Annotated in this window: 1 protein-coding gene; it reads right to left on the reverse strand. The window is 66.2% G+C overall.

Annotation, left to right across the window (positions count from 1 at the left end):
• Nucleotides 1–233 precede the first annotated feature (233 nt).
• Nucleotides 234–899, reverse strand: a 666-nt coding sequence (locus DPV79_RS41505; protein ID WP_279636651.1) for a helix-turn-helix transcriptional regulator, incomplete at its 5' end; no start/stop codon positions are given.

Genomic DNA, 899 nt, shown 5'->3' on the forward strand with positions numbered 1-899 from the left:
AGTGTAACCGGGACTATATCATTTTGTGCTTCGACGCTTCGACGCTTCGACGCTTCGACGCTTCGTCCAGGCCGGGCGGGCGCGTGAAACGGGCGCCCGCCGCATCACGAAGCATAGACACGGAAGCGGCGCACCGATAGCGATGGCCGATACCGGCCGCCGCCGCGCGTCCCGACGAACAGGCGTTTCGTCGTCCCGGCGAACGGGCGAACCCGCCCGCCCCCGCGTTTCGCTTACGCGTCGCCCTGCGTTTCCTTCAGGTGCTTGAGGTGTTTGTAGACCGTCGCGCGGCCCATCCCGAGCACATTCGCGACGTAGTTCGCCGCGCTCTTGCCGCGGAACGCGCCCTCCGCGTACAGCGCTTCGACGAGCTCGCGCCGGTGCTCGCGCGTGAGCCCGTTCAGCCCGACCTGCCGCTCGCGCAGCCAGCCGTGCAGGAACGTGTTGATGCGCTCCTGCCAGTCGTCGCGGAACAGCTCGTCCGGCTGCGCGACCACGCCCGCACCCTTGATGAACAGGTCGAGCGTCGCGCGCACCTCGTCGAACACCGCGATGTTGAAGTTGATGCACATCATCCCGGCCGGGCGGCCTTCGTCGTCGAACAGCACGTTGCTCACGCAGCGCATCCGCCGGCCGTCCCAGTTCAGCTTCTCGTACGGGCCGATCACGCGCTCGCGCGCGGAATGATCGATTTCCTCCAGCGCGGAATCGTCGCCGACCTCGCGCTTCGACAGGTTGTTCGCGAGATAGAGCACGGTCTGGTCGCGCAGGTCGTGGATCACGACTTCCGCGTACGGGAAGAACAGCGCGGCGATACCGTCGGCGATCGGCGCATAACGGGTGAGCAGCAGGTCTTTGACGGGGGATTTCTTCTTGCGCATCGGTGTCGCCATCTCTGG

It is taken from the genome of Burkholderia reimsis, assembly GCF_003294055.1.
Lineage (GTDB): Bacteria > Pseudomonadota > Gammaproteobacteria > Burkholderiales > Burkholderiaceae > Burkholderia > Burkholderia cepacia.